The organism is Pseudoalteromonas sp. SIMBA_162, assembly GCF_046535955.1.
GTDB classification, from domain to species: domain Bacteria; phylum Pseudomonadota; class Gammaproteobacteria; order Enterobacterales; family Alteromonadaceae; genus Pseudoalteromonas; species Pseudoalteromonas marina.
In genome coordinates this window covers 1-256 of the sequence record NZ_JAWJBQ010000721.1, presented here as the reverse complement: position 1 = coordinate 256, position 256 = coordinate 1, and the positions used below count along the sequence as shown (strand labels likewise).

1 protein-coding gene is annotated in these 256 nt (G+C 69.1%); it reads right to left on the bottom strand.

Annotated elements, in window-relative coordinates:
• Positions 1 to 256: 3-methyl-2-oxobutanoate hydroxymethyltransferase (locus tag R0J88_RS21555; protein ID WP_410901112.1), on the bottom strand; the 256-nt coding region annotated here is incomplete at both ends.

Below are 256 nucleotides of genomic sequence, written 5' to 3'. Positions count from 1 at the left end.
CTGCGCCGATGCCGATCGTCGGAATCCTGAGCATATGCGTGACTTCGGATGCGACGAGCGTCGGCACCGCTTCGAGCACGACGAGTTGCGCACCGGCATCCTCGACCGCGCGCGCGTCGCGCAGCAGTTGCGCGGCGCCGGCCTCGGTCTTGCCCTGTACCTTGAAGCCGCCGAACGCGTGCACCGACTGCGGCGTGAGGCCGACGTGCGCACACACGGGCACCGCACGCTCGACGAGGAAGCGGATCGTTTCGGC